We start from the raw sequence: 25,592 nt of genomic DNA on the forward strand, positions 1-25,592 counted from the left end.
GAATCAATGCGCCTGAGGCATGATTGTTCTCGAATCGCCCCTCAAAGGAAATAATGTTTCGTAGACAGGCGACCGGCTGCCAAACAGGGCCGGACTAGTCACAGTCTTGTCACACAGGGCTGTTTAGTGTGCGGCGCTGCCCCGCTATTAGCGTGCGCAGCCAGCGCCACGGGCGATTCGTCCGGCGGCCACTTCGTGTGTTTTCGCAAGTTTCGCCACAACAGGGAAAGCTCTCGCCATGCGTCTCAACGTTCTGACCACTGCCGCCAGCAGCCTCGCCATCGGCGTTGCCGCGCTGAGCGCGCCCGCTTTCGCCCAGTCGACCGGCTCGATCGAGTTCGAAAAGGAAATCATCGTCACCGGCACCCGCACCGGGGTCCAGCAGGTTGGCGGGATTTCTGCTCCCGACACCTCGAAGGCCAAGGCCGTGCTGACCTCGGAGAACATCGAGCGCCAGAACCCGGGCCAGACGATCCTCGACACGATCAACCAGATCCCTGGCGTCAGCTTCCAGAACAACGATGCCTACGGTTCGTCGGGCGGTACGCTCAACATCCGCGGCTTCTCGGCCGACCGCATCAGCCTGACCTTCGACGGCATCCAGCTGAACGATTCGGGCAACTACGCGATCTATTCGAACCAGCAGATCGACCCCGAACTGATCGAGCAGGTCAACGTCAACCTCGGCACGACCGACGTCGACAGCCCGACCGCCTCGGCGGTCGGCGGCACCGTCAACCTGCGCACCAAGCGTCCGGACCGCGATTTCGGTGTCATGCTGTCGGGTTCGGCCGGCCAGTTCGACTTCATGCGCATTTTCGCCAAGGTCGAAACCGGCGATCTGAACGCCAGCGGCCTGCGCGCCTGGGTTTCGGCCAGCCGTGCGACCAACGACAACCCGTTCAACAACTATGGCAAGGTCAACAAGCAGCAGTACAACTTCCGCGTGTACCAGCCGCTGTCGGGTGACGACTTCATCTCACTGGCCGGCCACTACAACCAGAACCGTAACAACTTCTTCGGTTCGCTGCCGCTGCGCCTAGATGCTGGCCGCGTGGTTGGCTCGGGTTCGGGCAACCGCTTCCCGGCCAATGCCGATGAGCGCAAGTACAACATCAACTATCCTTGCCTCGTCGCGCCGGGGGTGAATGGCGTTGCCAACACGGCCAGCACCTGCGGCACCGAGTTCGATCGCCGCTACAACCCGTCGAACACCGGCAACCTGCGCCTGAGCTCGCGCTTCACCCTGGCCGATAACCTCGTGCTGACGGTCGATCCCAGCTATCAGTACGTCAAGGCCAACGGCGGCGGCACCTCGACCGCTCAGGAAGGCCTGCGCGACATCAACCCGGCTGGCGGTACTGCCAACGTCGCAACCTGCCGCACTACGCCCAGCAGCGCGACCAACACCTGCGTTGCCGGTTACCTCGGTGGCTCGGCCTTCTTCGGCCGTGACATCAACGGCGACGGCGACGCGCTTGACGCGGTCACCGTGCTCTCGCCGAGCCAGACCCAGACTCACCGCATCGGCGTGATCACCGGCCTGCGCTGGGAACTGGACGACACCAACACCGTCCGCCTCACCTACACCTATGACCGTGCGCGTCACCGCCAGACCGGTGAAGTGAGCCTCCAGGGCGTGAATGGTGAGCCGCTTGACGTTTTCTCGGTCAACACCCCGGAAAAGGACGTGAATGGCGCGATCCTGCAGAAGCGTGACCGTCTGTCCTATGCGATCCTGCACCAGGTCTCGGCCGAATATCGCGGCGAGTTCATGGATGGCGGGCTGGTCGTTACTGCCGGTGTCCGTGCGCCGTTCTTCCGCCGCAACCTGAACCAGAACTGCTTCACCAGCTCGGCTGGCGGTTTCGTGGAATGCTTCGGCGGCAACGCGGCACTCGTGACGCAATATGCCACGCTGAACCCGACCATCCAGGGCCCGCAGCAGCGGATCTTCGATTACAACAAGATCCTGCCCAACATCGGCTTCACCTACAAGCTGACCGACGACCTCTCGGTCTTCGGCAACTTCTCGCAGGGTCTGTCGGTGCCGGGTACGGACAGCCTCTACAACTCGTTCTTCTTCGCTCCGAACACGGCGGGTACCCGTCCGAAGCCGGAAACCACCGACAACTTCGATCTTGGCCTGCGCATGCGCTCGGGCAAGGTCCAGGCGCAGATCTCGGGCTACTACAACCAGTTTCAGAACCGCACGGCGAGCGCCTACGATCCGGACCTCGACGTCAACGTGTTCCGTAACCTGGGCAACGTGAAGAAGTACGGGGTCGATGGCTCGATCGCCTTCCAGCCGATCGACGCGCTGACCTTCTACGTCTTCGGTTCGGTGATGAAGTCGGAGATCAAGGACAACCTGCTGATCGGTGAAAACGCCGATGGCACCCCGATCTTCGCGCCGACCGCTGGCAAGCGCGAAGCCGGTTCGCCCAAGTACAGCTGGGGTGGCACCATCCGCGGCACGCTCGGCCCGGTCGAAATCGGCCTGACCGCCAAGCGTACCGGTGAACGCTTCATCTACGACACCAACGAGGCGACTTTCACCGGTTCGTTCGTGCCGGTGGGCGCCAAGGCTTGCTCGGGCACCCCGGTGGTCTGCACTACTCCGGTTGCTCCGGCTGCACCGACCCAGGTCTATGCCGCAACGGCCGCAGCCTACTGGCTGGTCAACCTCGACGCCCGCGTGAACCTCGAGTTCCTGGGGCTGAACGACAAGACCTACCTGCAGTTCAACGTCTACAACCTGACCAACAGCTTCTACGTTGGTGGTTTCGGCGGTGGCCTGAGCCAGCTGGGCAGCTTCAACCGCGCCACGGGCGTTGCTTCCTATGGCAACCCGCAGTTCGTTCAGATCGGCGCGCCGCGCACGATCAGCGGCACGGTGGTGTTCAAGTTCTGATCGTTTCGGCCGGCGTATTGCCCGGTTTGAAATTCGAGGGGGGGGAGGCAACGCCTCCCCCCTTTTCGTTTGCGATCCCAGGATTGGGCTTCGCTCGCTGACTAGAGAAACAGTTGCCTAACGGTTAGCAAATCAAGTAGGTACTATTCCTGATACAGTTTGATACATAATGATACTTCTTACTGGTATGTCACTGCACGCGCGCGCCCGAGTCGCCGCCGTGATCGAATAGAGGTTGCTGGGCTGCGATAATGTGCGGGATTGCGGGGGCATGGTGGCCGGGCGGACAGCCTGAAGACAAGGCCAGAAGCCATGGCATGGCAATGGCTGCAGCACTCCGGCGGCGCGGCCCGGATGCCAGTGGCGTCATGTTCGATACGCAAAGCGGGGTTTTGTTCAGCCACGCCCGGCTCGCGATTGTTGACCTGAGCTCTGCCGGCGCCCAGCCGATGGTGAGCCCGTCTGGCCGGTACTGGCTGGTTCTGAACGGCGAGATCTACAATCACCTTGAACTGCGCGAGCGGCTCGCCAGCTCGCGGCCCGACCTGGTTTGGCGCGGTCATAGCGATACCGAGACCTTGATCGCGGCTATCGAATGCTGGGGTTTGGAAGCAGCCCTCTCGGCCAGTTACGGCATGTTTGCCCTGGGCCTGTGGGATCGTCAGGATCACGTCCTGACTTTGGCCCGCGATCGAGCAGGCGAAAAACCGGTCTACTTTGGCAAGGTTGGCGAGGCTTTTGCTTTTGCCTCCGAACTGCGGGCGCTGCGTCGTCTGCCCGGTTTTGACAATCGCCCCGATCCGGAAGCGATGGCAGCCATGCTGACCTATCAGTATGTGCCGGATCCGCTTTCCATTCATGCTGGTGTTGCCAAGGTACGGGCTGGTCACCTGGTTGAGGTGCGCGGCGGGGTCGCTGGTGCTCAGCGCGCCTGGTGGGATCAGCAGAAGGCGATCGAACAATCATCTGTTGCCCGGCGGCTGCCTATGCAGGATGCCCCTGATCAGTTTGAAGCCTTGCTTGTCGAGGTCGTACGATCGCAGATGCTCAGCGATGTTCCGCTTGGCAGTTTCCTGTCTGGAGGTATCGATTCGTCGCTGGTTACCGCCATTCTGCAACAGCAAAGCGGAGGGCGGGTCAAAACCTATTCGATCGGCTTTACCGACCCGCGCTTTAACGAAGCACCGCATGCGCGGGCTGTGGCCGAACACCTGGGGACCGAGCATACCGAAGCGATCTTTGAGCCAGCCGACGCGCTGGCCCTGATTCCCGATCTGCATCGCTACTACGACGAACCATTTGCTGACTGTTCGCAATTGCCCACCCTGCTGCTTTCGCGGCTGGCCAGGCAGGATATCACCGTCGCCCTTACCGGCGACGGCGGTGACGAGCTGTTCGGCGGCTATCCGCGATTTCAGCGAGGCGCGCAGGTTTGGGCCCGCAACCTTGCCTATTCGTCGCCTGGATTGCGGGCCCGCGCCAAGCTGGCCAGAGGGGCGGGCCACCTGGCGGCCTTGACCAGCTCTGCGTTCGATGCCGTTGGCCTTGGCAGCTTGCATCCCGCCAATCTGCCGGGCCGGTTAGGTCGCGCGGCGCGCCTGTTTGCCAACCGCGATGATCCGGGTGCTTTCCATGATGATTTCGCAAGGATCCCCGGCGGGGGCCGCGCGCTGCTGCCTGAACAACTGCGAGCGCAACTGGAAGATCCGCGCCTGCCTTGCGCAGCGCCGGAGCTTTTCTCTGATCTTGGAATGGCCCGCTGGCTGATGGCCAGCGATGCGGCGAGTTACCTGCCAGGGGACATTCTTGTGAAGGTCGACCGGGCAGCGATGGCGTTCTCGCTAGAGACCCGGGCGCCACTGCTTGATGCAAGGATTTTGGACTTTGGATGGTCCTTGTCCGATGCGGCATTGTTCGGTGCAGATGGCGGCAAGCAGATCATGCGCGATGTGCTGTTTCGCCATGTGCCGCGTCACCTGATTGATCGGCCCAAACAAGGCTTCATCATCCCGCTGGACGACTGGCTGCGCGGTCCGCTGTCCGGATGGGCTGAAGACCTGCTTGCGCCGGCGGCCTTGGCCCGGACCGCCGTGTTCGATGGCAAACGGATCAACCGCTTGTGGCGTCGGCTTAAGGGCGGGGAGGCCGGCCTGGGTTATCCGATCTGGTCGGCATTGATGCTGCAGTCATGGCTAATGGCCGACGATCACGACCTTTGACACCAGCAGGTCTAGCCTAGCGATAGACGCAGGCGTCGAGCGCTTCGTTGCGGACCACGCCGCTGCGCGCGGCGATGACATTTCCGTGGCGGCGGGTGAAGCCCTTGGCCCCGGTGACAGCGCGCTTCTTCGGGCTGGGCAAGGCAGCGGCGATCCGTGCCGCTTCGACCCGGGTCAGGCGGGCGGCGCTCTTCTTGTAATAGCGTTGCGCCCCGGCTTCGACGCCATAGGTGCCGATCCCGGTTTCCGCGACGTTGAGGTAGACCTCCATGATCCGGCGCTTGCCCCAGATGTGCTCGATCAGGAAAGTGAACCAGGTCTCCAGCCCCTTGCGGACATAGCGATCCCAGCCCCAGCCCTGCCACAGGAACACGTTCTTGGCGGTCTGCTGGCTGATCGTCGATCCGCCGCGCAGCTTGCCGCCGCGCTGGTTGCGCGCGATCGCTTGCTCGATCGCGTCCGCATCAAAGCCCTGGTGCGAACAGAACTTGGCGTCCTCCCCCGCGATCACGGCGGCAACCATGTTGCGATCGATCCGGCTGAGCGGAGTCCAGTCCTTGGTAAAGCCATTCGGATCGGCGACCATCGTGATCGTCACCGGCACCGGCACGAACTTGTAGAGCACGGTGATCCCGACGCTCAGCAACAGGAACCAGACAATCAGGCGCCCGATCCACCAGCCGATGTTGTAGGCCAGGCCATGCTTGGCGGCGGGACGCGTGGGCGAAAGAAACTTCAGCATCGCTGACACGTGTAGCCAAGGTGTGTGGTGCAGGTAAAGCGCGAGCGCGCAGGCTTCACGTGCTGCGGGGGAGCCACCCCTCGGCCTCGACCAGCCGCCGCCGATCACGCGCGACGGGCACTTCCAGGCCGTTGACAAGGGTCAAGGTCAGCTTCCCGTCGCTGAGTTCTGTCCGCGAGACTGCATGGCGCGCCACCCACCAACCGCGGTGAACCCGCAATCCCTGGTCGGCCAGGGCCTGCTCCGCATCGGCCATCCGCATCAGGATCAGCGCCTGGCCGCGATCCGTATGGACCTGAAGGTAGTGATCCTCTGTCTTGATGCACAGGATTTCCGATCCAAGGTGCGGCGGCAACCGCCCAAACAGCGGAGGATCTGCTGGCACGTCCTTCGGGCTGACGACAATGGTCTGGGGTTCGCCAGTCTGGCGCAGCACCAACTGCAACACTGCCTGCAGCGGCAGGCACAACAGCAGCACCGACGGGAACAGCTGGGCAAAGGGCAGCAACTCGACCTGCGGATCAACCGCGCGGGCCACCGATTGCACGATCAGCGTTTCCGGTGCCGCCGCAACCAGCGCGGACAGGGGCAGCCACAGCCACGCACTTACACCCCAGTCGCGCCCCATGCCGCGACCAACCAGATAGAGCGCCAGCAGTAATCCCCCGCCCAGCAAGCTGGCGATCGGCCAGAACAGCAGTCGCTGTTCCACGGTGAAGATCCGCGCGGTCTCGAACGGGGCGAGCAGTGCCAGGAGAAGGCCCGCCAGCAGGCAGGCGACCAGCGGCCAGGCAAGAAAGCGGAGGGTTGGCGAGCGCTGAAACATCGGTAGCGGGAACAGTGATGTCCTTGTCCGTCAGCGGCCTTGCAGTTCGCGAAGCGCGAGACGCAACTGGCGTAATCGCGCTTGGCAAAGGGGTCAAGGCGGCGACAGGCGGGGCCAACTTCCTGACCGGGCAACTGCCGGACAGGAACTCATCCCAAGGAGTAATCCGAGTATGACCCATCTTCCGATCCGCTATGGCCTGCCTGTGCTTGCCCTGTTCGCAGCTGCCAGCGCCATTGCCGGCAATCCGGCTGCAACAACGACCAATACGCTGACCCTGACGGTCGAAGGTGTGCGCTCCGACGAGGGCCAGTTGCGGGCGCAGTTGCTCGCCCGCAAGGGTCCGGATGCTGCTGCGGAAACAGTCGGCTATGCGGTCGAACCGGCGCGGACCGGGCAGGTGATCCTGACATTCCGCAATCTGCCGGCCGGCGACTATGCCGTGCAGTTGTTCCATGACGAGAACGACAACGGCAGGGTGGAGATGAACCTGGCCGGCATCCCCACGGAAGGCTTCGGCTTTTCGAACGTGACCCAGGTGCAGGGTGGCATACCGCCGTTCGAGAAGATGAAGGTAACTGTGACCGGCAGGACCACCGCCATCGCCGTGCTGGCCTACGCACCATGAGCGGCTTTCCGCAGCCGATGCATCGCCGCCACTTCCTGGCCGGGGCTGCCACGGGTCTGACCGCTTTGGGGCTGACAACCGCCAGTACCGCCCGGGCTGCGCCGTTGCCCTCGCCGCCAACAACCTGGACACAGGCCCTGCTTGATGCGGATCCGCGTCTGATCGCCTTTGTGAACGGGACTGAGCATGATCAGGCGGCGCGGATCGAGGGACGGCTGCCGCGCGGACTGGCGGGAGTCCTTTACCGCAACGGGCCAGGCCTGTTCGAGCACGGCAGCGATCGGTACCGACACTGGTTCGACGGCGATGGCCTGATCCAGCGCTGGTCGATCGGGCCGCAAGGCGTCAGCTATCGCAGCCGCTTTGCGGCAACGCCGAAGTTCCGGACCGAGCACAAGGCCGGACAGTTCGTGCTGCCAGTTTCGGGTGGCGGCATCCGCCCCGCCGCCGCCTTTGCGGGCGCCAACAGCGTCAATCCATCCAACACGGCGGTGCTGCCGGTCAACGGAGCCTTGTGGGCGCTGTGGGAGGGGGGCAGCCCGCTGCAACTCGATCCTGCCAGCCTGGCCGCCGGGAACCATGTTGATCTGGGTGACGGAACAGGCGGCGCGCCGTTCAGCGCCCACCCGCGGGTCGGAGCCGATGGCCGGGTCTGGAACGTCGGCTCGCTCGGCAGCCGGGTGCTGCTTTACCGGCTGGATCAAACCGGGCGGTTGGAGGCGGCCAGGGTGCAGCCGCTTGGTCAGCCCGGCTATTACCACGACTTCATCCTGACCGAGCGCTCACTGGTGCTGGTCCAGTGCTCGACGGCGCCGGACGGACGCCAGTCGTTGATCAATGGATCGTTTGGTTCCATGCGCGGGGTGGCTGGCAAGCCGATGAAGGTCCACGTGTTCGATCGCGAAAGCTTCGAGCTTGTTCGCCAGGCCGAGCTTCCCCCGGGCTTCGCCTTTCACTTCGGCAATGGCTGGGAAGAGGCGGATGGCACGATCCGCTTCGACATCGTGCACGATCCCAATGGCGACGAGATGCTAGAATTCTTCAAGCCGATGGAAGGGCGTTTTCCGACCTGGGGCAGCGCCACCTGCCTTGTAATCTTGCCGCCGAAAGGGGCACCGCGGTTCGAGCCGATCATGGCCCGGACCGAGTTCCCGGTGATCAATCCGGCACTGCGAACCCGGCGCAACCGATATGTTTATGCCAGCGCGCTGACCGGCGGTAACCCGGAAGGCTGGTTTACCGCAGTGACCAAGATCGACCTCGATCGCAATGCCCATCAGGTTTGTGAATTCGGGCCGGACTGGCTGGTTGAGGAGCACGTGTTCGTGCCTGACCCGAAGGGCCGACGCGAGGATCATGGCTGGCTGGTTGGCTCAGCGCTCAACTGGCGGCTGGGCAAGACCGCGCTCACCGTGATCGACGCGCGCGATCTGGAGCGTGGCCCGATCGCCAAGGCCTGGCTGGACCTGGCCCAGCCGCTGCGGCTTCACGCGCAGTTCGTGTGAAGCCCGGCGGCGGCCGGCCATCGCTTGCTTTCCCGCTAGGCCGTGATGGCCGGCCACCACCTGAAGTACCACACCCCCAGGCTGCCGCCGAGGATCAGCACCATGGCCAGCCAGAGCCCACCGGCCATGGCGCGCTGGGCCATGGGAGAACCACGTTCAGCCCGCAGGTAGAGTTCCAGAACGGCCAGCGGGAGCAGGTGGGTGGCAAAGGCCCAGAACAGGTCGAACGGACCCGAAAGGCCCCGCTCGATCCCCGCGCCGCCAGTCAATACGCCCCAGACGACATAGCCAACGCGCATGAACCAGACCCCGCTGGCGACGATGAAGGTGCGCAGCGCCCAGCGCCGATGGGTCGCGAAATTGCGCTGGCGGGCGGTGATCCAGGCCATGGTGCCGAACCACAGGATCAACAGCCCGTCCATCGAGATGGCAATGGCGCCCGGAATTGTCATGTAGCTGCCGCGCACCCAGACCAGCCACAGCCCCCCGATCGACAGAATGACCGCCATGGCCAGGAACATCCGTCCGCTCCAGCGATGGAGCACAGGCCAACGGGTGCGGATTTGCGGCACCAGCTGCAACAGCCCACACGAGGTCATGATCGCGGCGGCCAGAACATGCAGCGCGAATTGCTGGTTGCCGGTGCCGTCACCTTCCACATAGCCGGTGATCATGGGCTTGGCGTTCCAGGCCGCGAAATCCCCGCTGAAGACGCTGGTGTAATAGAACAGGAGGATGAAGGCGATGAACAGCCCCTGGCCCAGCACCGTGGCGGCAAACCAGCCACGCACCGCAAGGTCGAGTTGACGGCGGGCGCGTGCCTTGGGCGAAGGGCCGGTTGGGGCCTGTGGGTATGGATGTTTCTCTGCGGCAGAAGCCATTGTAGCAGCACTCGATCGGCGGGATTGCCGGGCGCGTATTATCTTGATAATACAGCAATCGAAAATGACCCTGGCCGACAACCCTTTGACATCTTCCGGCACGGTGCCGCGTCAGTCGGTTGTCGCCAGCATGGCATTGGGCCTGATCGATTTTGCTGCCGATCGTGGTGCCGACCGGACCGCCCTGCTCAAGCCAGTCGGGCTGGATGGACGCACCGAGGAAATCAACCGGCGGGTGCCGCTTGATCGCTATGCCGCGATGTTCCGCCTCGCCGCGCGGCAATGTGACGATCCCGCGCTGGCCGTCCATTTTGCGGAGGCTACCAACTTCGCCGATCTCTCGATCGTCGGCCTGCTGGGCTATGCGTCTGAGACGATGCGCGATGCGCTGGACCAGCTCAACCGGTTCGGACGGCTGGTGACCGACATCGCCGTTACCGGCCCGGCGCGGTTCGTGCTGACCCGCGAGGCCGACGGTCTGTGGCTGACCGACCACCGGATCGATGATCCGCTCTTTCCCGAGCTGACGGAATCGACCTTCGTGCGCATGGTGGTGGGCACCCGGCAGTTCGGCGATACGCCCTATGCCAGCCTGGCCGAGGTGACGCACCAGGATCATGGCCAGGGCGCCGAACTGGCCCGCGCGCTGGGCGTGCCGGTGCGCTTCGGCGCTGCGCGCAACGCCATGCGGGTGAGCGAGGCCTGGCAGACCCATCGGATCGCGCTCTATCCGCGCTATGCCTTTGCGCTGTTCTGCGCCCATGCCGACACTCTGCTAGCCGAGCTGGATGCAGCCCGGTCAGTCGCCGGACAGGTCGAGCGGGCGGTCCTGCCGGTCTTGCATACGGGCACTGTCACAGCCGAGGGGGTGGCGCGGCAGCTGGGGCTGAGCGGGCAGGGGTTATACCGTGCGCTGCGGGCCGAAGGCACCACCTTTGAAGACCTGCTGGCCGATCTGCGCCACCGGTTTGCCCGGGGTTACCTTGAACAGGGGCGGGCCTCGCTCAACGAGATCGCCTACCTGCTGGGCTATTCCGACGTTTCGGCCTTCTCGCGCGCGTTCAAGCGCCGCGAAGGGGTCGCGCCCGGCGCGTGGCGCCGGGCGCACCGCAACATTTAGGCTGCCGTCAGCAGTCGCCGCTCACCAGCGATGCGCAGCATGGCCTTCTGGAGCTTTTCGAAGGCGCGGACCTCGATCTGGCGAACACGCTCGCGGCTGACCTGGTATTCCTGGCTCAGCTCCTCAAGCGTCTGCGGATCGTCGATCAGGCGGCGCTGGGTCAGGATATGGCGCTCACGCTCGTTGAGGCTGCCCAGTGCTTCGGTCAGCAGGGCGTGACGCATCGTTGCCTCTTCGGCATCGGCCACCATCTCGTCCTGCAGCGGCGTATCGTCCTGCAGCATGTCCTGCCACTGGCCTTCGCCGTCCTCGTTGAACGAGACGTTCAGCGAAGCATCGCCGCCCATCATCATCCGGCGGTTCATGTTGACCACTTCGGTCTCTGACACGCCCAGCTTGGTGGCGATGGCCTTGACCTGATCGGGGTGGAGATCCGAATCCTCGTAGGCGTCGAGGTTCTTCTTCATCCGGCGCAGGTTGAAGAACAGCTTCTTCTGCGCGGCGGTGGTCCCCATCTTGACCAGCGACCAGGAGCGCAGGATGAATTCCTGCATGCTCGCCTTGATCCACCACATGGCATAGGTGGCCAGGCGGAAGCCGCGATCGGGTTCGAATTTCTTGACGCCCTGCATCAGCCCGATGTTGCCCTCGGCAATCAGTTCCGACACCGGCAGGCCATAGCCGCGATAGCCCATCGCGATCTTGGCGACGAGCCGCAGGTGGCTTGTGACCAGCTGCTTGGCGGCTTCGGGATCCTGGTGCTCCTGATAACGCTTGGCGAGCATGTATTCCTGCTCCGCCGTCAGCACCGGGAACTTCTTGATCTCGGTCAGATAGCGGTTGAGGCTCTGCTCCGCGCCCAGGCTGGGCATGGTGCTTTTGCCATCGGCTGGCAGGTTGCGCTTCTTCTCGGACATTCGACTAACCGTCCTTTCATTGTCGGCTTGCCGTTAAAAGACCCTTTAGAGGCATCTTCGCGGTGGCAGCCACACAGACTTCCTAGTTACACTGATCGCTCAGCTTGCGTTCCTCAATTCGACCAACAGCCCCGCCATGTCGGCAGGCAGCGCGGAAGCAAAGCTTTGCGCCACCCCCGTGACGGGATGGATGAAGCCCAGCTCTGCAGCGTGCAGAGCCTGCCGGGCGAAGTGAAGCTGGGTGAGAATCGGGCGAAGCCGCTGCGGTGTGCGTCCATAGTCGGGATCGCCCAATAGCGGATGGCCGATTGACGCCATGTGAACGCGCACCTGGTGGGTGCGGCCGGTTTCGAGCCGGCATTCGATCAGACTGGCGGAAACGAAGCTTTCGATGGTCTTGAAATGGGTCACGGCATGCTTGCCATGGCCTTCGGCAACCAGCGCCATTTTCTTGCGGTTGGTTGCTGAACGCCCGATGTTGCCGCGCACCGTCCCGCTCGGCGGGACCGGCGTTCCGGCCACCACGGCGCGATAGGCGCGGTGGATCGAGTGATCGGCAAATTGCCGGGCCAGCCCCTCGTGCGCGGCGTCGGTCTTGGCGACCACGAGGAGGCCCGAGGTATCCTTGTCGATCCGGTGGACGATCCCCGGCCGGGCCACGCCGCCGATGCCCGAAAGCTGCCCCCGGCAATGGTGCAGCAGGGCGTTGACCAGAGTGCCATCGAGGTTGCCGGCGGCGGGATGGACCACCAGCCCAGCCGGCTTGTCGACCACGATCAGGTGCTCATCCTCGAACACGATCGCGAGTGGAATGTCCTGCGCTGCGGCCGTGGCCGGAATCGCGGCGGGGACGGCAATGGCAAAAGCGGTGCCGGGGCCGGGCTTCAGGCTGGCCTGGGTGGCTACCTGCCCAGCCAGCGAAATCCGCCCTTCGCCGAGCAGCGCCTTGACCCGCTCACGCGACAGGCCACTGGCTTCGGCCAGGGCCTTGTCGAGCCGCTCCCCGCCGGGCAGGGTGCCGGAAATGATGGAATCTCCCCCGTTCATCGCTATCCAGTTGGGGATGGACTTGGCGGTGACAAGTGGCGCGATTGCCACACTGCGCGAAGAAGCGACACGGGCGCACCCGCTTGAGTGCTGCGGCCTGCTGCTGGGGCGCGGCCGGCTGATCGAACAGGCGCTGCCCTGTGCCAACGTGCACCCCGATCCGGCCCGCCATTTCGAGATCGATCCGGCCACGCTGATTGCCGCCCATCGGGCCGCGCGCGGTGGCGGGCCACAGGTGCTGGGCTATTACCACTCGCACCCGGCGGGGAAGGCCGCGCCCTCGCCGACCGATCGGGCGAGCGCGAGCGGGGATGGCCGGGTCTGGGCGATCGTGACCAGGGATGAAATCGGCTGGTGGTGCGATCTGCCGCAAGGCTTTGCCGCCCAGCCGGTAACGCTTGTCGCCAGCGTTGCGCCACTCAGCCGGTAGTCGCGGTCGCGGGCGGGGCGCGCAATTGCATCGCGGCCAGGGCGGCGCGTGACAAGGGCTCGCAGAATTCGCAGCCCAGCAGCGTCATCCGTTTCCAGATGACCCGCGCTTCGATCGTCCCGGCCTCGGGCAGTTCGACCAGCATGCGGTCGCCGGGTTCGAACGGATGTTCGCAATGGATCATCATGCCCGATGGCGAAAGGTCGAGCACCCGCACCAGTCCGCGCGAGCCGGAGGGCATGTCAAGTTCCAGTCCCAGCCGCATGCGCGGCTCGTTGCGGCGTTCACCTGCATCGCTGGCTTCGATCAGTTGCCCCAGAATCCAACCCATTCCGCAAGCTCCTTTCGATCCGAAGTGTGAAGCATCACGGTAAAGCAAGGGTGAAAGCCGGGGCGGTTTTTCGGCGCGGTCTGCCGCCGCCAACCAAATGGTTCGATCTGGCGCTTCCCCTGCGACTCCTGCCGGGATATGGGGAGGGAAACTCGGGATCCGCATTACATGACTGATTACACGCTTGACCTTGCCAGCCTGCTTGCCTCGCGGCTTTGCCACGACATGCTGAGCCCGGTCGGCGCTCTCTCCAATGGCCTTGAACTGCTGGCCGAGGAGAAGGACCCGGAAATGCGCAAGCGCTGCTTCGAACTGCTGGAGCAGAGCGCGAAGATCAGCGCCGACAAGCTCAAGTTCTTCCGCCTGGCCTTTGGTGCGGCGGGTGGCTTTGGCGATATGGTCGCCGTCGAGGAACCGCGCGCGCTGGTCGATGCCCTCGCCGGGAACAACGCGCGGGTCAGCGTCAACTGGGCGCTGGGCGTGACCGCGATGCCGAAGCCCGCGGTCAAGGTGCTGCTGAACTTCGCCTTGCTCGGCATGGAAGCCCTGGTGCGCGGGGGCACGCTGGATATCGGTGCCGAGAGCCGCGGCGGGGCCAGCGAGATCGTGGTGCGCGCCGCCGGTCCGCGGATCGCGTTCGACCAGGCGATCGGCGCGGCGCTGGAAGGGGTGTTGGGCGACGATGGCCTGACCAGCCGCAATGCCCCGGCCTTCATGTTGTATCAGATTGCCGCGCGTCAGGGCGGCGGCCTGCAATTCGCGCTGACCGAGGATGCGCTGGTACTGGGTGCGGTGCTGCCCGGAGCCTGATGGGCCAGAGCTGGCTGCGGAGGGGAAATGGACGAGCTGATCGACTTTGAAAGCCCGTCGCCCAACTGGAACGAGCGGCAATTGCCGGTTTCGATGGTGGTGCTGCATTACACCGGCATGCAGACCGCCGAGGAAGCGCTGGCCCGGCTGTGCGACGAGGCGGCGCAGGTTTCCGCCCATTACCTGATCGAGGAAGACGGCACGGTCCACCGGCTGGTGCGCGAGGATCGCCGCGCCTGGCATGCCGGCAAGAGCTATTGGCGCGGGATCACCGACGTCAATTCGGCCAGCGTCGGGATCGAGCTGGTCAACCCCGGGCACGAATTCGGCTATCGCCCGTTCCCTGATGCCCAGATGGAGGCTCTGCTGCCGCTGCTGGCGGAGATCGTCCAGCGCCACGACATTCCCCGCGCCAATGTGGTCGGCCATTCCGATGTCGCCCCGGCGCGCAAGGAAGATCCGGGCGAGCTGTTCGACTGGGACCTGCTCGCGGCGCACCGGCTGGCGCTCAAGACCCCGCGGGTTTCGATGCCCAGCCCGTTCGAGAACGATGGAGCCTTCTTCCTCGCGCTCGAACGCTTCGGCTATGACATCTCCGATCCCGCCGCCACCGTCCGCGCTTTTCAGCGGCGCTGGCGTCCGCACATCATCGATGGAGTGGTCGACGGGGAGTGTTCCGCGATCCTGTTCTCTTTGTTGTTGGATCGCGACAGCGGAAAGACTAGATAGTCCCTTCGCCAGGGGGCCGGGCAGCCGCGTCACGCAAGTGCCGAGGAAAGTCCGGGCTCCAAGAAACAAGGGTGGCGGGTAATGCCCGCCGGGCGAGTTGCTTGCAGCGAAGCCCAGGGAAAGTGCCACAGAGAGCAGACCGCCCCGGACTTGATCCGGGGTAAGGGTGAAAGGGTGCGGTAAGAGCGCACCGGGGCCCTGGTAACAGGGCTCGCACGGCAAACCCCACCCGGAGCAAGACCGAATAGGGGCGGCACGTTCTACCGCAAGGCAGGACAGGTCAGTTTCGGACCCGACCGCCCGGGTTGGTTGCTGGAGCGGCGGAGCAATCCGTCGCCGAGAGGAATGGCTGCCAGTGCGGATACGGTCTCTTGTGGGATACCGTCCGCGCTACAGAACCCGGCTTACAGGCCCCCTGGCGAATTACACCCGGCCAACGCTGGAATAGGCAAAGCCCTTGGCCCGGACTTCGGCCGGGTCGTAGACATTGCGCAGGTCGACCAGCACCGGGGCCTTGGCGATCTGCTTGATCCGATCAAGATCGAGCGCGCGGAAGGCGTCCCATTCGGTGACGATCACGGTAGCGTCGGCGCCCTCGATTGCGGCATAGGCATTGGCGGCCATCGTCACTTCGGGCATCAGCGGGCGGGCCAGTTCCATCCCTTCCGGATCGTAAGCCGCCACCTGCGCCCCGGCATCGGCCAGCGCCATGGCAATCGCGATCGAAGGGCTGTCGCGCATGTCATCGGTATTGGGCTTGAAGGTCAGGCCGAGCATGGCAACCTTCTTACCGCGCGCCGCGTCCATGCCGCCCAGGGCCTCGATCACCTTGCGGCCCATCGCGCGCTTGCGGCTGTCGTTGACCTTGACCACGGCTTCGACGATCCGGGTCGGAGCCTCGTAATCCTCGGCGGTCTTGAGCAGGGCCAGCGTGTCCTTGGGGAAGCACGAGCCGCCATAACCCGGCCCAGCGTGCAGGAACTTGGACCCGATGCGATTGTCCATGCCGATCCCGCGGGCCACGTCCTGCACGTCTGCGCCAACCTTTTCGCACAGGTCGGCCATCTCGTTGATGAAGGTGATCTTCACCGCGAGGAAGGCATTGGCGGCATATTTGATCAGTTCCGAAGAGCGGCGGCTGGTGAACAGGATCGGCGACTTGTTGAGGAACAGCGGGCGGTAAACTTCGGTCATCACGCCCTTGGCCCATTCGTCCTCGGTGCCGACCACGATCCGGTCGGGGTGCTTGAAATCGCCGATCGCCGCGCCTTCGCGCAGGAACTCAGGATTGGAGGCGACGGCAAAGCGCACGCCGAGGCCGCTGTCCGCCAGGATCCGCTCCACCTCGTCCCCGGTGCCGACCGGGACGGTCGACTTGGTGACGATCACCGCGTCGTTCTTCAGGTTCTGGCCGATTTCCTCGGCCACGGCATAGACGAATGACAGGTCGGCGTGGCCATCGCCGCGGCGGCTGGGGGTGCCCACCGCGATGAAGATCGCGCTGGCACCGGCAATGCCCTGGGCCAGGTCGGTCGTGAACGACAGGCGGCCGGCCTTGACGTTGCCCGCCACCAGTTCGGCCAGGCCTGGTTCGTAGATCGGCATGATCCCGGCCTTCAGGCTGTCGATCTTGGCCGGATCCTTGTCGATGCAGACCACTTCGTGCCCGAAGTCGGCGAAACAGGCACCGGAAACCAGCCCGACGTAGCCCGAGCCAACCATTGCGATCTTCATCTGTCTAAACCCCTTCGACGACGCGAACCGCGCCATCCTGTTCGATTGCGCCGATCAGCCAGCGCTCTGTGCTTTCCAGGCCCAGCGCGGTCAACCTGCCGCTGCGATAGGCCCCGGTATCGATGCCGATCCGGTTGGGCCGGAATTCAGCCTGCTCGGTGATCGTGTGGCCGTGGATCACCACCGGCCCGAAGCTTTCCGGGTGATCGAGGAACGGTTCGCGAATCCAGCGCAGGTCGCTTTGCCGCGGGACGTCCAGCGGCACGCCCCGCCGAAACCCGGCGTGGACGAACAGATAATCGCCCAGCGCCACCTGGTCCTCGAAGCTCTGGATAAAGGCGATATCCCCGGCCGGGACGGCCCCCCGCGCCAGGGCGACAACTTCGTCCAGTTCGGCCCGCGTGTATTCCAGCGGATCGATCGGATAGCTCAGCAGCGTCTCGCGCCCGCCAAAGCGCAGGAAGTGGCGCATCACTTCCGGCTTCTCGAGTGCGTCGAGGAACATCTCCTCGTGATTGCCGGTCAGGATGCGGACTGGTCGCCGGGCCTGCCATTCGCGCGCGAGGCGGATCACACCGGCACTGTCGGGCCCGCGATCGATCAGATCGCCCAGCAGGATCACGGTGGTCTCGGCCGGGCCGCGCGCGGCATCGTCCGCATCGATTGCGGCGATCAGCGCGGCAAAGAGATCAGCCCGACCATGAATGTCACCCACGGCATAGGCCCGCTGGCCCGCGGGAAGCGTGGCGGTGTTGGCGGGCTCGGCGGCCCGGAAAAGCTGGCGTAGGCGGGAAAGCATTGGAGGATTCGCTTATAGCCGGGGGCAGGGCCAGCGACAATGCGGCGCAGGTGACCGTTACCGAAAAGGCACAGTCGCCAGCCAAGCGCAATTTTTGCATGCCTGCTTCTTGTGCGCTGCAACAAAACTATGCCAAAGCCGATTCGTCCGGAGCGAATGCTGCCGCAACGAGTGGCAAGGACCGGGCGCAGGTGGGACGAAGCACCAACAATCGTACAGGAAGATTGCCATGCTCACGTCCGTCCGCAGCCTCGTTGCTGCAACTCTTATCGCTGGCTCCGCGCTGGCAGCTACCCCGGCCTTTGCCGAGGAAACCGATCCGCCTTCGGATATCACCGTTACCGGCAGCGTTGCGCTGGTCACTGACTACCGCTTCCGCGGCCTGTCGCTGTCGGGCGGCGATTTTGCCGTGCAGGGTTCGGTCCAGGTCAACCACTCGAGCGGCCTTTATGCCGGCACCTGGGCGTCCAGCCTCGAGCAAGATGCGCTGGACATCTACGGCTCGACCGAAGTCGATATCTATGCGGGCTGGACCGGCAAGATCAGCAGCGGCCTGACCGCCGACGTCGGCCTGCTCTATTACGTCTATCCGGGCGGCAGCTTCGGCGATGGCAACGTGTTCGAACCCTATGCCTCGCTGACCGCCGCGTTCGGTCCGGCCAGCGCCAAGTTCGGCATCAACTATGCCTGGAAGCAGGATTCGCTGGGCGGCGATGACAACGTCTATCTCTACACCGACTGGTCGCTGGCGATCCCGGATACCCCGGTGACGGTTACCGCCCATGCCGGCTACACCGACGGCGCGCTTTCGCCGAAGCTGCTGACCCTGGCCGGCACCGGCGGGGGCTGGGACTACAGCCTCTCGGCCAGCGCCACGCTGTACAAGGGCCTGTCGATCGGCGTTGCTTATATCGGCGTCGATGGCCGTTCGATTGACGGTTTCTCGAACGATACCGTGGTCGGGACGCTGAAGTACTCCTTCTGAGTAACCCCACGGGGTGAGCAGGGCGGCCTGTCCTCAGCGCTCGGGGCAGGCCGCTTTGTCTTTTCCGCGATCCGTCGTGGCTAACGCAGGTAGAAGTCCACCGTCGTTACCACGCGGACCTTCTTGTAGGGCGTGTCCGACACCCCCCAGCCAGCGCCCGAATCCCCGTCGCGCGCGGTGACTTCGAAATAGCCCTGGGTGGCGCTCTTGATTTCGCCCACGCTGGTGCCGCTGTCCTTGGCGAACTGCTCGGCCGAAGCGCGGGCATCCTTGGTTGCGGCGGCAACCATTGCCGGCTTGATCGCGTTGAGCCGGGTAAAGGTGAAGGCCATGCCCGACCCCTCTTCCAGCACGACCCCGCGCCGGACCAGCTCGAACTGACGCCTGACGGCGGCCTGGGCACGCTTGATGTCGGTGGTGCGCAGGCTCATCCGCTGGTGCACGGTGAAGCGCTGCACGCCGTTGTCGCTGAACTGGCTGACATTCGCCCCGGTCGGTTGCAGGTCATCGGCTGGAAAGCCCAGTTCGCGGAAGAAAGCGCGGATGCTGGCCGAATCCCGGTCGACGCTGGCCTGGGCCGTGGCCAGGTCTCCAGCCGTGGCCGAATAGGCGATCGTCCAGGTCGCCAGATCGGCGGTGACATCGCGCTCGGCCAGGCCTCGCACGGTGACCGAACGGTCCGCATCGCGGGCGCGGACCAGGCCGTTGCCGAGCAGGTAGCCCCCGGCAACCAGGCCAATCGCCAGCACCGTGGCACTGGCCAGCCAGCGCTGGTTGGCGGGATCGCGCCAGAAACGGCTGGCGGAGGCGGGGGTTTCGGCGGTAAGGTCGGACATCGGCGGTCTCCCGGTGTGAGGTGTCCAACCTAACCTCAACCGGCTTTCTGCTCGATGAACTGTTTCTTATGCGCGACGAACCGTTTCGGGAGCTATCGTGACCAAGTACCTGCACACCATGATCCGCGTCACCGATCCTGCCGCCACGGTGGCCTTCTTCGAACTGATCGGGCTTAAGGAGGTGCGCCGGTTCGACAGCGAGCAGGGGCGCTTTACCCTGATCTTCCTGGCCGCGCCCGGTCAGGAGGGATTGGCCGAGGTCGAACTGACCTACAACTGGCCGCCGGAGAATGGCGAAGGCGAGACCTATACCGGCGGGCGCAATTTCGGGCACCTCGCCTATCGAGTGGAGAATATCTACGCCACCTGTCAGGCGCTGCTTGATGCCGGGCACACGATCCATCGCCCGCCGCGCGACGGGCACATGGCTTTCGTCAAGTCGCCGGACGGGATTTCGGTCGAACTGCTCCAGGATGGGCACCTGCCGCCGCAGGAACCCTGGGCCTCGATGCCCAACGTCGGCAGCTGGTAAGGTTCAGCCGCGCTGCGGGGCAAATCGCAGCAGAGCAAAGCCTGCCAGGGCCGAAACCAGCGATCCGCACAGGACGCCCAGCTTGGCCTCGTCGATCAGTACGGCATTGCCGGGGAAGGCCAGGGCGCCGATGAACAGGCTCATGGTAAAGCCGATGCCGCACAGCATCGCCATACCCATCACCTGCTGGCCGTTTGCGCCATCGGGGCGGCGGGCAAAGCCGGTCCGTTCGGCCAGCAGGATCGCGCCATAGATGCCGATCGGCTTGCCCAGCGCCAGCCCCAGGGCGATGCCCAGCGTCAGCGGTGCGGTCAGCGCGCCGCCTCCAAGCTCCACCCCGGCATTGGCAAAACCGAACACCGGCACCACCAGATAGGCACTCCACGGCACCAGGGCGTGCTCCATGCGCAGGAGCAGGCTGTCACCATGCCCCTCAAGCTTCAGCGGGATGGTGAAGGCCGCCAGTACCCCCGCTACGGTCGCATGGACTCCCGAATGAAGGATGCAATACCAGGCGATCACGATCAGCGGCACATAGGCCCAGCCGCTGTGCACCTTCATCCGGTTGAGCAGGGCCATCACAAGCAGCGCGCCGACCCCGGCCGCCAGCCAGCCCAGCTTGAGCTGGGCGGTATAGAACAGGGCGATGATCGCCACGGCCCCCAGATCGTCGACAATTGCCACGGTCAGCAGGAGCAGGCGCAGCGATGGCGGGGCGCGCTTGCCCAGCAGGGCCAGCACGCCCACGGCAAAGGCGATGTCGGTGGCCGCGGGGATCGCCCAACCCCGGACCAGTTCCGCATTGCCCCAGACCACCGCCAGGAAGATCAGCGCCGGCACGGCCATGCCACCGGCGGCGGCGAAAACAGGCAGGCGGCGCTGCTGCGGCGTGGACAGTTCGCCCACCATCAGCTCGCGCTTGATCTCCAGCCCGACGACGAAAAAGAACACCGCCATCACCGCATCGTTGATCCACAGGTGGGCGGTTTCCAGCTTCGGGATTGGCGTCCACGGCAGCGGGGCATGGAGCAGGGCGTGATAATCGCCTGAAAACGGCGAGTTGGCGGCAATCATGGCCAGCGTGGCGGCCATGATCAGCAGGATGCCGGCACCCGCTTCGCCGCCGAACAGCCGTGACAGAAAGCGCGCGAGGCGCGAGGCGATGTGGCGGGATCGGGTCATGACCCGGTACATTTCCCCAGATTTCCGGGCTTTGCAAGTATCCGTAGACTTACTGATCGTGGTCAGGCTGAGCATGGCTGCCGGACCGGCAGGGCAGAGGAAGGGCTGAATGGATGGCTGGACCGGCGGGCGAACTGGGCTGGTTGCTGCACAGCCTGCTGCTGATCGAGCGCGAACTGCTCCTGTTTGCTGGTTTCTGGATTGTTGTCGGACTGGCCGACGAACTGGCGATCGATCTCACCTGGCTGTGGTTGCGCCTGACGGGCCGGGCCCGAACCGGGCAACTGCCGGCGGGTTATGGCGCTCAGCCGCTGGCCGGACCACTGGCCGTGCTGATCCCGGCCTATGCCGAGGCTCCGGTGATCGGGACAACGGTTGCGCATATCCTGGGCGCCTGGCCGCAAGCCGAATTGCGGCTCTATGTCGGCTGCTATCGCAACGATCCGCCCACAATCGGCGCGGTGATCGCTGCGGCCGGTGGGGATCCGCGGTTGCGACTGGTGATCCATGGCTCGCCCGGCCCTACAACCAAGGCCGACTGTCTCAACCGGCTCTATGCCGCGCTCTGCATCGATGAACGGCGCAGCGGCCGGGCCTTTCGGGGCCTCGTGCTGCATGATGCCGAAGACATGGTGCACCCCGCCGGCCTGACTGCGATCGATGCGGCGCTCGATGCAGTCGATTTTGTCCAGTTGCCGGTCCACCCGGTGATCCCGCACCGCGGGAGCTGGGTGGCCGGGCACTATGCCGACGAGTTCACCGAAAGCCATGCCAAGGCGCTGGTCGTGCGCAGCGCGCTGGGGCTGTCGCTGCCCGCAGCCGGGGTTGGCTGCGGTCTGGCGCGGGCGGCGGTGACAGCACTCGCAGCAGACCAGGCGCGGCTTGGTCAGCCCGGACCTTTCTCACCCGAAGCCCTGACCGAGGATTACGAATTGGGCCTGACCCTTTCGCGGCGCGGGCGCGGCGGGGTGTTCCTGCGACTGCGCGATGCCGAAGGCGGGCTGGTGGCCACCCGCAGCTGCTTTCCTGACCGGCTGGCTCCCGCGGTTCGCCAGAAAACCCTCTGGATTCATGGTATTGCCTTCCAGGGCTGGGACCGGCTGGGGTGGACCGGTCGTCCGCTTGAACTGTGGATGGCGCTGCGCGACCAGCGCGGACTTTTGACGGCGCTCGTGCTCGCCGCGGCCTATCTGCTGCTGCTGGTCGATGCGGTCCTGCTTGCGGCCCGCCTGTCGGGCTGGCAACCGGCAGTGCCGCTCTCGCCGGTCGAGGGTGGGTTGCTGGCGCTGGGCCTGGCGGGACTGGTCTGGCGCGCGGGGCTGCGGGTGGTGTTCGTCAGCCGCGAATATGGCTGGGTCGAAGGGCTGCGATCGCTGTTTCGTATACCGATTGCCAACGTGGTTGCGATCATGGCCGGACGCCGCGCGCTGGTGGCCTATGTCCGCAGCCTGGCCGGCGGTACGATCGCCTGGGACAAGACCGATCATCAGGTCCACCCCGCCCTGCTGAAGCGGGCCGGGGCGGCGGCGTGACGAGACTTGCCCAAGCTGGGCGACGCGGCCAGCCGCTGATCGTGCTGGGACTGGTCCTTGCCGGCTGGGCCGGTCTGCGCATGCTGCTGTGGGAGGACCTCACCCTACCGTCCGTTCCGGTGGCAGCGATTGCCACTGCCACGCCGGAACCTGCGGCGATCCATGGGGCGGCAGCGGCGCCACCGGCAGCGCTCAGGCCAGCTCCCGGGCCGATTGTCGTGCCTCCGCCGTATTGGCGGGAAGCAGCGCCGGCGGCGCTGCCTGTCACACCGCGCGCTCTGCCCGGTTTTGAACCCGGTGGCACTGTCCAGGCGCAGGGTGATGGCCCGCGCCTTGCCGGAGCGCATCAGATCGCCTGGATTGCGGGGCTGGCCCAATTGCCGGTGCCCTCCTTCCTGCGTGAGCAGACGAACCTTGGTGCGCCCGGGATCGCTCCATCCCTGGGATCATTGCCGGTCACGCCTGATCGGGCTGCAGCCGTGCGGCGCTGGTCGGTCGATGGCTGGCTGCTGTTGCGTCAGGGTGGCCTTGCGCCAGGCGCGGGCGGCCTGCCGCCGCCAGCCTATGGTGCGAGCCAGGCAGGGGCAGTGGCGCGCTATCGGCTGGCCCCGGCAAGCCGGATGCGACCCGCCCTGTACCTGCGGGCCACGGCCGCCACCGCTGCCCCACGCGGCGAGGAGGCGGCCCTGGGCCTTGCCCTGCGCCCCCTGCCGCGAGTGCCGGTTACCCTTTCGGGCGAGGTCCGGGTGGCGAACATCGCCGGATCGGTGGCACTGCGCCCGGCGGTAATGCTGGTCACCGAACTTGACCGGTTCGCGCTGCCCGCTGGGTTGCGGGGCGAAGCCTATGGTCAGGCTGGCTATGTCGGCGGGCGGGCGGGCACGCCCTTTGCTGACGGCCAGGTGCGGATCGACCGGGCGCTGGCGCGGCTGGGGTCGGCCGAGCTGCGCGCCGGGGGCGGAGCCTGGGGCGGGGTGCAGCGCGGGGCCGGGCGGCTTGACCTGGGGCCGAGCGCGACGCTCGATTTCCCACTTGGCGGGGGGCAGGCGCGGCTCGCGGCGGACTGGCGGCTGCGGGTCGTCGGCCAGGCAAGGCCGCAATCGGGGGCAGCGCTGACGCTGTCCGCAGGTTTCTAGGCTCTTTCAGCCTGCCACGCCTTTTTTCCGCCGCTTCGCTGGGCTAGCGATGGCGGGGAGATGGATGTCTACCTTCCCATTGCCAACCTTGCGGTGAACGGGCTGGTGATCGTCGCGCTGGGGGCGCTGACGGGGATTCTCTCTGGCATGTTCGGGGTAGGTGGCGGTTTCCTGACGACGCCGCTGATGATCTTCTATGGCATCCCCCCGACGGTCGCGGCCGCTTCGGCGGCCAGCCAGGTGACCGGGGCCAGCATTTCCGGCGTCTTTGCCCATGCCCGGCGTGGCGGGGTCGATTACCAGATGGGCGGCGTGCTGGTGGCAGGCGGGGTGGTCGGCAGTGGCATCGGCGCGATCCTGTTCCGTCTGCTCCAGCAATGGGGCCAGATCGATATCGTCATCAATCTGCTTTATGTGGGCCTACTGGGCACCATCGGCACGATCATGGCGCGCGAAAGCTGGCAGGCCCTGCGCGCCAGGCAGGGCGGCGCGCCGGTTCCGGCGCGCAAACGCCGCCATCACCCGATCGTTGCCAACCTGCCGCTGCGCTGGCGGTTCTATCGCTCGGGCCTCTATATTTCGCCGCTGGCTCCGCTGCTGCTGGGGATAGTGACCGGCATCCTGACCATGCTGATGGGGATCGGCGGCGGCTTCGTGCTGGTGCCGGCGCTGCTCTACATCATCGGGATGAGCGCCAATGTGGTGGTCGGTACCTCGCTGTTCCAGATCCTGTTCGTCACCATGGTCACCACGATGATGCATGCGCTAACCACCAAGGCGGTGGATATCGTGCTGGCCGGGCTGCTGCTGCTCGGCTCGGTCTCGGGCGCCCAGGTCGGCAGCCAGCTGGCGCAGAAGCTGCCGGCCGAACGACTGCGCTTCGTCCTCGCCACGATCGTGCTGCTGGTGGCGCTGCGGATGCTGATCGGGCTCGCCTGGCAGCCGGACGAGATTTACACGGACAGTCCGCTATGAGGGCGCTGTTCGCCATCCTTTGCCTGCTCCTGCTGGGCGGCGCCCGCGATCCGATCCTGGTGCCCGAGGTTTCGCAGCACGAGATCCTGGTGCGGCAGGGCTTCACGGGTACCGAACTGCTGCTGTTCGGCGCGATCCTGACCCCCGAAGGCACCCGGGCGGGGCAGGATTATGACATTGTGGTGGTACTGAAAGGCCCCACGAATGCCATTGTCCTGCGCGAGAAGCAGCGCATTGCGGGTATCTGGGTGAACGCAGCTAGCGTTGAATTCCGTTCCGCGCCCTCGTTCTTCGCGGTCGCTTCGTCCAAGCCGATCGACCGGATCGTGGATGACAAGACCGCCGCGATCTATGAGCTGGGCCTCCCCTGGCTGCAGCTTTCCCCGATCGGCGCCTTCGAGCCGGAAGAGCAGCGCCGCTTTGCCGAAGGGCTGGTCGAGCGGCGGGTACGCGAAGGGCTGTTCAAGGAGGACCCGCGGGGCGTGACGGTCAGCGAACAGGTGTTGTACCAGGCGCGCATCGCGCTGCCCTCCAGCGTCCAGACCGGCACCTATACGGCCGAGACCTTTGCCATCTCGCGCGGGCGGGTGGTGGCCTCGGCCATTGCCCGGGTCGAGGTGCGCAAGGTCGGGTTCGAACGGCTCGTGGCCCGTTTTGCCGATGATCACGGCTTCCTCTATGGCCTGCTGGCCGTGCTGGTCTCGGTCGGCATGGGCGTGCTGGCCGGGCGCCTGTTCGCGCTGGTTTAGGCCAATCTTAACCGAACCGCCCTAGGTTGCCCC

The 25,592-nt window shown here is 65.3% G+C and carries 24 protein-coding genes and 1 other RNA gene; 15 read left to right on the forward strand and 10 right to left on the reverse strand.

The genetic code is table 11. The annotated features are described in order from the left end of the window. The first annotated feature begins 238 nt into the window (after window positions 1-238). Together O9281_RS10185 and asnB are read left to right on the forward strand one after the other, a co-directional pair. Window positions 239-2,914 carry a TonB-dependent receptor gene (locus O9281_RS10185; RefSeq protein ID WP_298185249.1) on the forward strand — a complete coding sequence of 892 codons (2,676 nt, stop codon included), beginning with the start codon at window positions 239-241 and terminating at the stop codon, window positions 2,912-2,914. Between the two features lie 251 nt (window positions 2,915-3,165). Further along, the gene (asnB, locus tag O9281_RS10190; RefSeq protein WP_298185251.1) at window positions 3,166-5,133 is read left to right on the forward strand and encodes an asparagine synthase (glutamine-hydrolyzing); all 1,968 of its coding nucleotides are present in this window, start codon (window positions 3,166-3,168) and stop codon (window positions 5,131-5,133) included. A 16-nt stretch (window positions 5,134-5,149) separates the two neighbouring features. Here asnB and mtgA read toward each other — a convergent pair whose 3' ends face one another. Both mtgA and O9281_RS10200 read right to left on the reverse strand, forming a co-directional pair. Continuing rightward, window positions 5,150-5,875 (reverse strand): monofunctional biosynthetic peptidoglycan transglycosylase, encoded by a 726-nt coding sequence (gene mtgA, locus O9281_RS10195; protein ID WP_298185253.1) that lies wholly within the window; start codon window positions 5,873-5,875, stop codon window positions 5,150-5,152. Window positions 5,876-5,930: 55 nt separating this feature from the next. Then, window positions 5,931-6,701 (reverse strand): LytTR family DNA-binding domain-containing protein, encoded by a 771-nt coding sequence (locus tag O9281_RS10200; RefSeq protein ID WP_298185255.1) that lies wholly within the window; start codon window positions 6,699-6,701, stop codon window positions 5,931-5,933. A gap of 172 nt (window positions 6,702-6,873) precedes the next feature. Here O9281_RS10200 and O9281_RS10205 point away from each other — a divergent pair, with 172 nt between their 5' ends. Together O9281_RS10205 and O9281_RS10210 are read left to right on the forward strand one after the other, a co-directional pair. Beyond that, entirely contained in the window at window positions 6,874-7,329 is a 456-nt protein-coding gene (locus O9281_RS10205; protein WP_298185258.1) for a DUF2141 domain-containing protein, read from the forward strand. Further along, window positions 7,326-8,834 carry a carotenoid oxygenase family protein gene (locus tag O9281_RS10210; protein ID WP_298185260.1) on the forward strand — a complete coding sequence of 503 codons (1,509 nt, stop codon included), beginning with the start codon at window positions 7,326-7,328 and terminating at the stop codon, window positions 8,832-8,834. Before O9281_RS10205 ends, O9281_RS10210 begins: the two co-directional genes overlap by 4 nt. Window positions 8,835-8,869: 35 nt before the next feature. On the opposite strand, the gene O9281_RS10215 is transcribed toward O9281_RS10210, so the two are convergent. After that, a complete protein-coding gene (locus O9281_RS10215; RefSeq protein WP_298185262.1) occupies window positions 8,870-9,625 on the reverse strand; it encodes a DUF2306 domain-containing protein in 756 nt (251 codons plus the stop codon). Window positions 9,626-9,779: 154 nt separating this feature from the next. On the opposite strand from O9281_RS10215, the gene O9281_RS10220 reads away from it, so the two are divergent. After that, entirely contained in the window at window positions 9,780-10,835 is a 1,056-nt protein-coding gene (locus O9281_RS10220; RefSeq protein WP_298185265.1) for an AraC family transcriptional regulator, read from the forward strand. On the opposite strand, the gene rpoH is transcribed toward O9281_RS10220, so the two are convergent. Next, window positions 10,832-11,752, reverse strand: coding sequence for an RNA polymerase sigma factor RpoH (gene rpoH, locus O9281_RS10225; RefSeq protein ID WP_298185267.1), 921 nt, complete (start codon window positions 11,750-11,752; stop codon window positions 10,832-10,834). The genes O9281_RS10220 and rpoH overlap by 4 nt on opposite strands. A 99-nt stretch (window positions 11,753-11,851) precedes the next feature. Next, window positions 11,852-12,799 (reverse strand): RluA family pseudouridine synthase, encoded by a 948-nt coding sequence (locus O9281_RS10230; RefSeq protein WP_298185270.1) that lies wholly within the window; start codon window positions 12,797-12,799, stop codon window positions 11,852-11,854. 16 nt (window positions 12,800-12,815) lie between these two features. Between O9281_RS10230 and O9281_RS10235 the strand changes: the two genes are divergently transcribed. Continuing rightward, complete coding sequence (locus O9281_RS10235; RefSeq protein ID WP_298185577.1) at window positions 12,816-13,229, forward strand: M67 family metallopeptidase; 414 nt, start codon at window positions 12,816-12,818, stop codon at window positions 13,227-13,229. Here the strand turns inward: O9281_RS10235 and O9281_RS10240 are convergent. Then, the gene (locus tag O9281_RS10240) at window positions 13,219-13,560 is read right to left on the reverse strand and encodes a PilZ domain-containing protein (RefSeq protein WP_298185273.1); all 342 of its coding nucleotides are present in this window, start codon (window positions 13,558-13,560) and stop codon (window positions 13,219-13,221) included. The two genes, O9281_RS10235 and O9281_RS10240, sit on opposite strands and share 11 nt — an antisense overlap. A gap of 168 nt (window positions 13,561-13,728) precedes the next feature. On the opposite strand from O9281_RS10240, the gene O9281_RS10245 reads away from it, so the two are divergent. From O9281_RS10245 to rnpB, 3 genes are all read left to right on the forward strand, one after another. Continuing rightward, window positions 13,729-14,370 carry a histidine phosphotransferase family protein gene (locus O9281_RS10245; RefSeq protein WP_298185275.1) on the forward strand — a complete coding sequence of 214 codons (642 nt, stop codon included), beginning with the start codon at window positions 13,729-13,731 and terminating at the stop codon, window positions 14,368-14,370. 27 nt (window positions 14,371-14,397) lie between these two features. Continuing rightward, window positions 14,398-15,099, forward strand: a complete 702-nt coding sequence (locus tag O9281_RS10250; protein ID WP_298185277.1) for an N-acetylmuramoyl-L-alanine amidase — start codon at window positions 14,398-14,400, stop codon at window positions 15,097-15,099. A gap of 8 nt (window positions 15,100-15,107) precedes the next feature. Then, window positions 15,108-15,522: RNase P RNA component class A (gene rnpB, locus O9281_RS10255), an RNA gene on the forward strand. On the opposite strand, the gene O9281_RS10260 is transcribed toward rnpB, so the two are convergent. Both O9281_RS10260 and O9281_RS10265 read right to left on the reverse strand, forming a co-directional pair. Then, window positions 15,523-16,833 carry a UDP-glucose/GDP-mannose dehydrogenase family protein gene (locus O9281_RS10260; RefSeq protein ID WP_298185280.1) on the reverse strand — a complete coding sequence of 437 codons (1,311 nt, stop codon included), beginning with the start codon at window positions 16,831-16,833 and terminating at the stop codon, window positions 15,523-15,525. Between the two features lie 4 nt (window positions 16,834-16,837). Continuing rightward, a complete protein-coding gene (locus O9281_RS10265; RefSeq protein ID WP_298185282.1) occupies window positions 16,838-17,632 on the reverse strand; it encodes a metallophosphoesterase in 795 nt (264 codons plus the stop codon). A 229-nt stretch (window positions 17,633-17,861) separates the two neighbouring features. Here O9281_RS10265 and O9281_RS10270 point away from each other — a divergent pair, with 229 nt between their 5' ends. Beyond that, entirely contained in the window at window positions 17,862-18,617 is a 756-nt protein-coding gene (locus tag O9281_RS10270; RefSeq protein ID WP_298185285.1) for a TorF family putative porin, read from the forward strand. A gap of 80 nt (window positions 18,618-18,697) precedes the next feature. Here the strand turns inward: O9281_RS10270 and O9281_RS10275 are convergent, their stop codons facing one another. Further along, window positions 18,698-19,453: an SIMPL domain-containing protein gene (locus O9281_RS10275; RefSeq protein WP_298185287.1), complete on the reverse strand. Its 756-nt coding sequence runs from the start codon at window positions 19,451-19,453 to the stop codon at window positions 18,698-18,700. Between the two features lie 97 nt (window positions 19,454-19,550). Here O9281_RS10275 and O9281_RS10280 point away from each other — a divergent pair, with 97 nt between their 5' ends. Next, window positions 19,551-19,985 carry a VOC family protein gene (locus O9281_RS10280; RefSeq protein WP_298185289.1) on the forward strand — a complete coding sequence of 145 codons (435 nt, stop codon included), beginning with the start codon at window positions 19,551-19,553 and terminating at the stop codon, window positions 19,983-19,985. A gap of 3 nt (window positions 19,986-19,988) precedes the next feature. Here O9281_RS10280 and nhaA read toward each other — a convergent pair whose 3' ends face one another. After that, window positions 19,989-21,167 carry a Na+/H+ antiporter NhaA gene (gene nhaA / locus O9281_RS10285; RefSeq protein ID WP_298185290.1) on the reverse strand — a complete coding sequence of 393 codons (1,179 nt, stop codon included), beginning with the start codon at window positions 21,165-21,167 and terminating at the stop codon, window positions 19,989-19,991. A gap of 113 nt (window positions 21,168-21,280) precedes the next feature. Here nhaA and O9281_RS10290 point away from each other — a divergent pair, with 113 nt between their 5' ends. From O9281_RS10290 to O9281_RS10305, 4 genes are read left to right on the forward strand one after another with little or no spacing between them, the layout of a single operon-like run. Next, the gene (locus O9281_RS10290; RefSeq protein WP_298185291.1) at window positions 21,281-22,699 is read left to right on the forward strand and encodes a glycosyl transferase family protein; all 1,419 of its coding nucleotides are present in this window, start codon (window positions 21,281-21,283) and stop codon (window positions 22,697-22,699) included. Next, on the forward strand, window positions 22,696-23,835 hold the full coding sequence (locus O9281_RS10295; RefSeq protein ID WP_298185293.1) for a hypothetical protein: 1,140 nt from the start codon (window positions 22,696-22,698) through the stop codon (window positions 23,833-23,835). Before O9281_RS10290 ends, O9281_RS10295 begins: the two co-directional genes overlap by 4 nt. Window positions 23,836-23,895: 60 nt before the next feature. Continuing rightward, complete coding sequence (locus tag O9281_RS10300) at window positions 23,896-24,810, forward strand: sulfite exporter TauE/SafE family protein (RefSeq protein WP_298185296.1); 915 nt, start codon at window positions 23,896-23,898, stop codon at window positions 24,808-24,810. Continuing rightward, window positions 24,807-25,559 (forward strand): TIGR02186 family protein, encoded by a 753-nt coding sequence (locus O9281_RS10305; protein WP_298185298.1) that lies wholly within the window; start codon window positions 24,807-24,809, stop codon window positions 25,557-25,559. The genes O9281_RS10300 and O9281_RS10305 overlap by 4 nt, the downstream gene beginning before the upstream one ends. Window positions 25,560-25,592 lie beyond the last annotated feature (33 nt).

It is taken from the genome of Novosphingobium sp. (genome assembly GCF_027531025.1).
In the GTDB taxonomy this organism is placed as follows: Bacteria; Pseudomonadota; Alphaproteobacteria; order Sphingomonadales; family Sphingomonadaceae; genus Novosphingobium.

Bases quoted from the DNA above. Each gene is read 5' to 3' on its own strand.
- O9281_RS10185 (WP_298185249.1), top strand. From the start codon at position 239: ATGCGTCTCAACGTTCTGACCACTGCCGCCAGCAGCCTCGCCATCGGC.
- asnB (WP_298185251.1), top strand. From the start codon at position 3,166: ATGTGCGGGATTGCGGGGGCATGGTGGCCGGGCGGACAGCCTGAAGAC.
- mtgA (WP_298185253.1), bottom strand. From the start codon at position 5,875: ATGCTGAAGTTTCTTTCGCCCACGCGTCCCGCCGCCAAGCATGGCCTG.
- O9281_RS10200 (WP_298185255.1), bottom strand. From the start codon at position 6,701: ATGTTTCAGCGCTCGCCAACCCTCCGCTTTCTTGCCTGGCCGCTGGTC.
- O9281_RS10205 (WP_298185258.1), top strand. From the start codon at position 6,874: ATGACCCATCTTCCGATCCGCTATGGCCTGCCTGTGCTTGCCCTGTTC.
- O9281_RS10210 (WP_298185260.1), top strand. From the start codon at position 7,326: ATGAGCGGCTTTCCGCAGCCGATGCATCGCCGCCACTTCCTGGCCGGG.
- O9281_RS10220 (WP_298185265.1), top strand. From the start codon at position 9,780: ATGACCCTGGCCGACAACCCTTTGACATCTTCCGGCACGGTGCCGCGT.
- rpoH (WP_298185267.1), bottom strand. From the start codon at position 11,752: ATGTCCGAGAAGAAGCGCAACCTGCCAGCCGATGGCAAAAGCACCATG.
- O9281_RS10230 (WP_298185270.1), bottom strand. From the start codon at position 12,799: ATGAACGGGGGAGATTCCATCATTTCCGGCACCCTGCCCGGCGGGGAG.
- O9281_RS10235 (WP_298185577.1), top strand. From the start codon at position 12,816: ATGGACTTGGCGGTGACAAGTGGCGCGATTGCCACACTGCGCGAAGAA.
- O9281_RS10240 (WP_298185273.1), bottom strand. From the start codon at position 13,560: ATGGGTTGGATTCTGGGGCAACTGATCGAAGCCAGCGATGCAGGTGAA.
- O9281_RS10245 (WP_298185275.1), top strand. From the start codon at position 13,729: ATGACTGATTACACGCTTGACCTTGCCAGCCTGCTTGCCTCGCGGCTT.
- O9281_RS10250 (WP_298185277.1), top strand. From the start codon at position 14,398: ATGGACGAGCTGATCGACTTTGAAAGCCCGTCGCCCAACTGGAACGAG.
- O9281_RS10260 (WP_298185280.1), bottom strand. From the start codon at position 16,833: ATGAAGATCGCAATGGTTGGCTCGGGCTACGTCGGGCTGGTTTCCGGT.
- O9281_RS10265 (WP_298185282.1), bottom strand. From the start codon at position 17,632: ATGCTTTCCCGCCTACGCCAGCTTTTCCGGGCCGCCGAGCCCGCCAAC.
- O9281_RS10270 (WP_298185285.1), top strand. From the start codon at position 17,862: ATGCTCACGTCCGTCCGCAGCCTCGTTGCTGCAACTCTTATCGCTGGC.
- O9281_RS10275 (WP_298185287.1), bottom strand. From the start codon at position 19,453: ATGTCCGACCTTACCGCCGAAACCCCCGCCTCCGCCAGCCGTTTCTGG.
- nhaA (WP_298185290.1), bottom strand. From the start codon at position 21,167: ATGACCCGATCCCGCCACATCGCCTCGCGCCTCGCGCGCTTTCTGTCA.
- O9281_RS10290 (WP_298185291.1), top strand. From the start codon at position 21,281: ATGGCTGGACCGGCGGGCGAACTGGGCTGGTTGCTGCACAGCCTGCTG.
- O9281_RS10300 (WP_298185296.1), top strand. From the start codon at position 23,896: ATGGATGTCTACCTTCCCATTGCCAACCTTGCGGTGAACGGGCTGGTG.
- O9281_RS10305 (WP_298185298.1), top strand. From the start codon at position 24,807: ATGAGGGCGCTGTTCGCCATCCTTTGCCTGCTCCTGCTGGGCGGCGCC.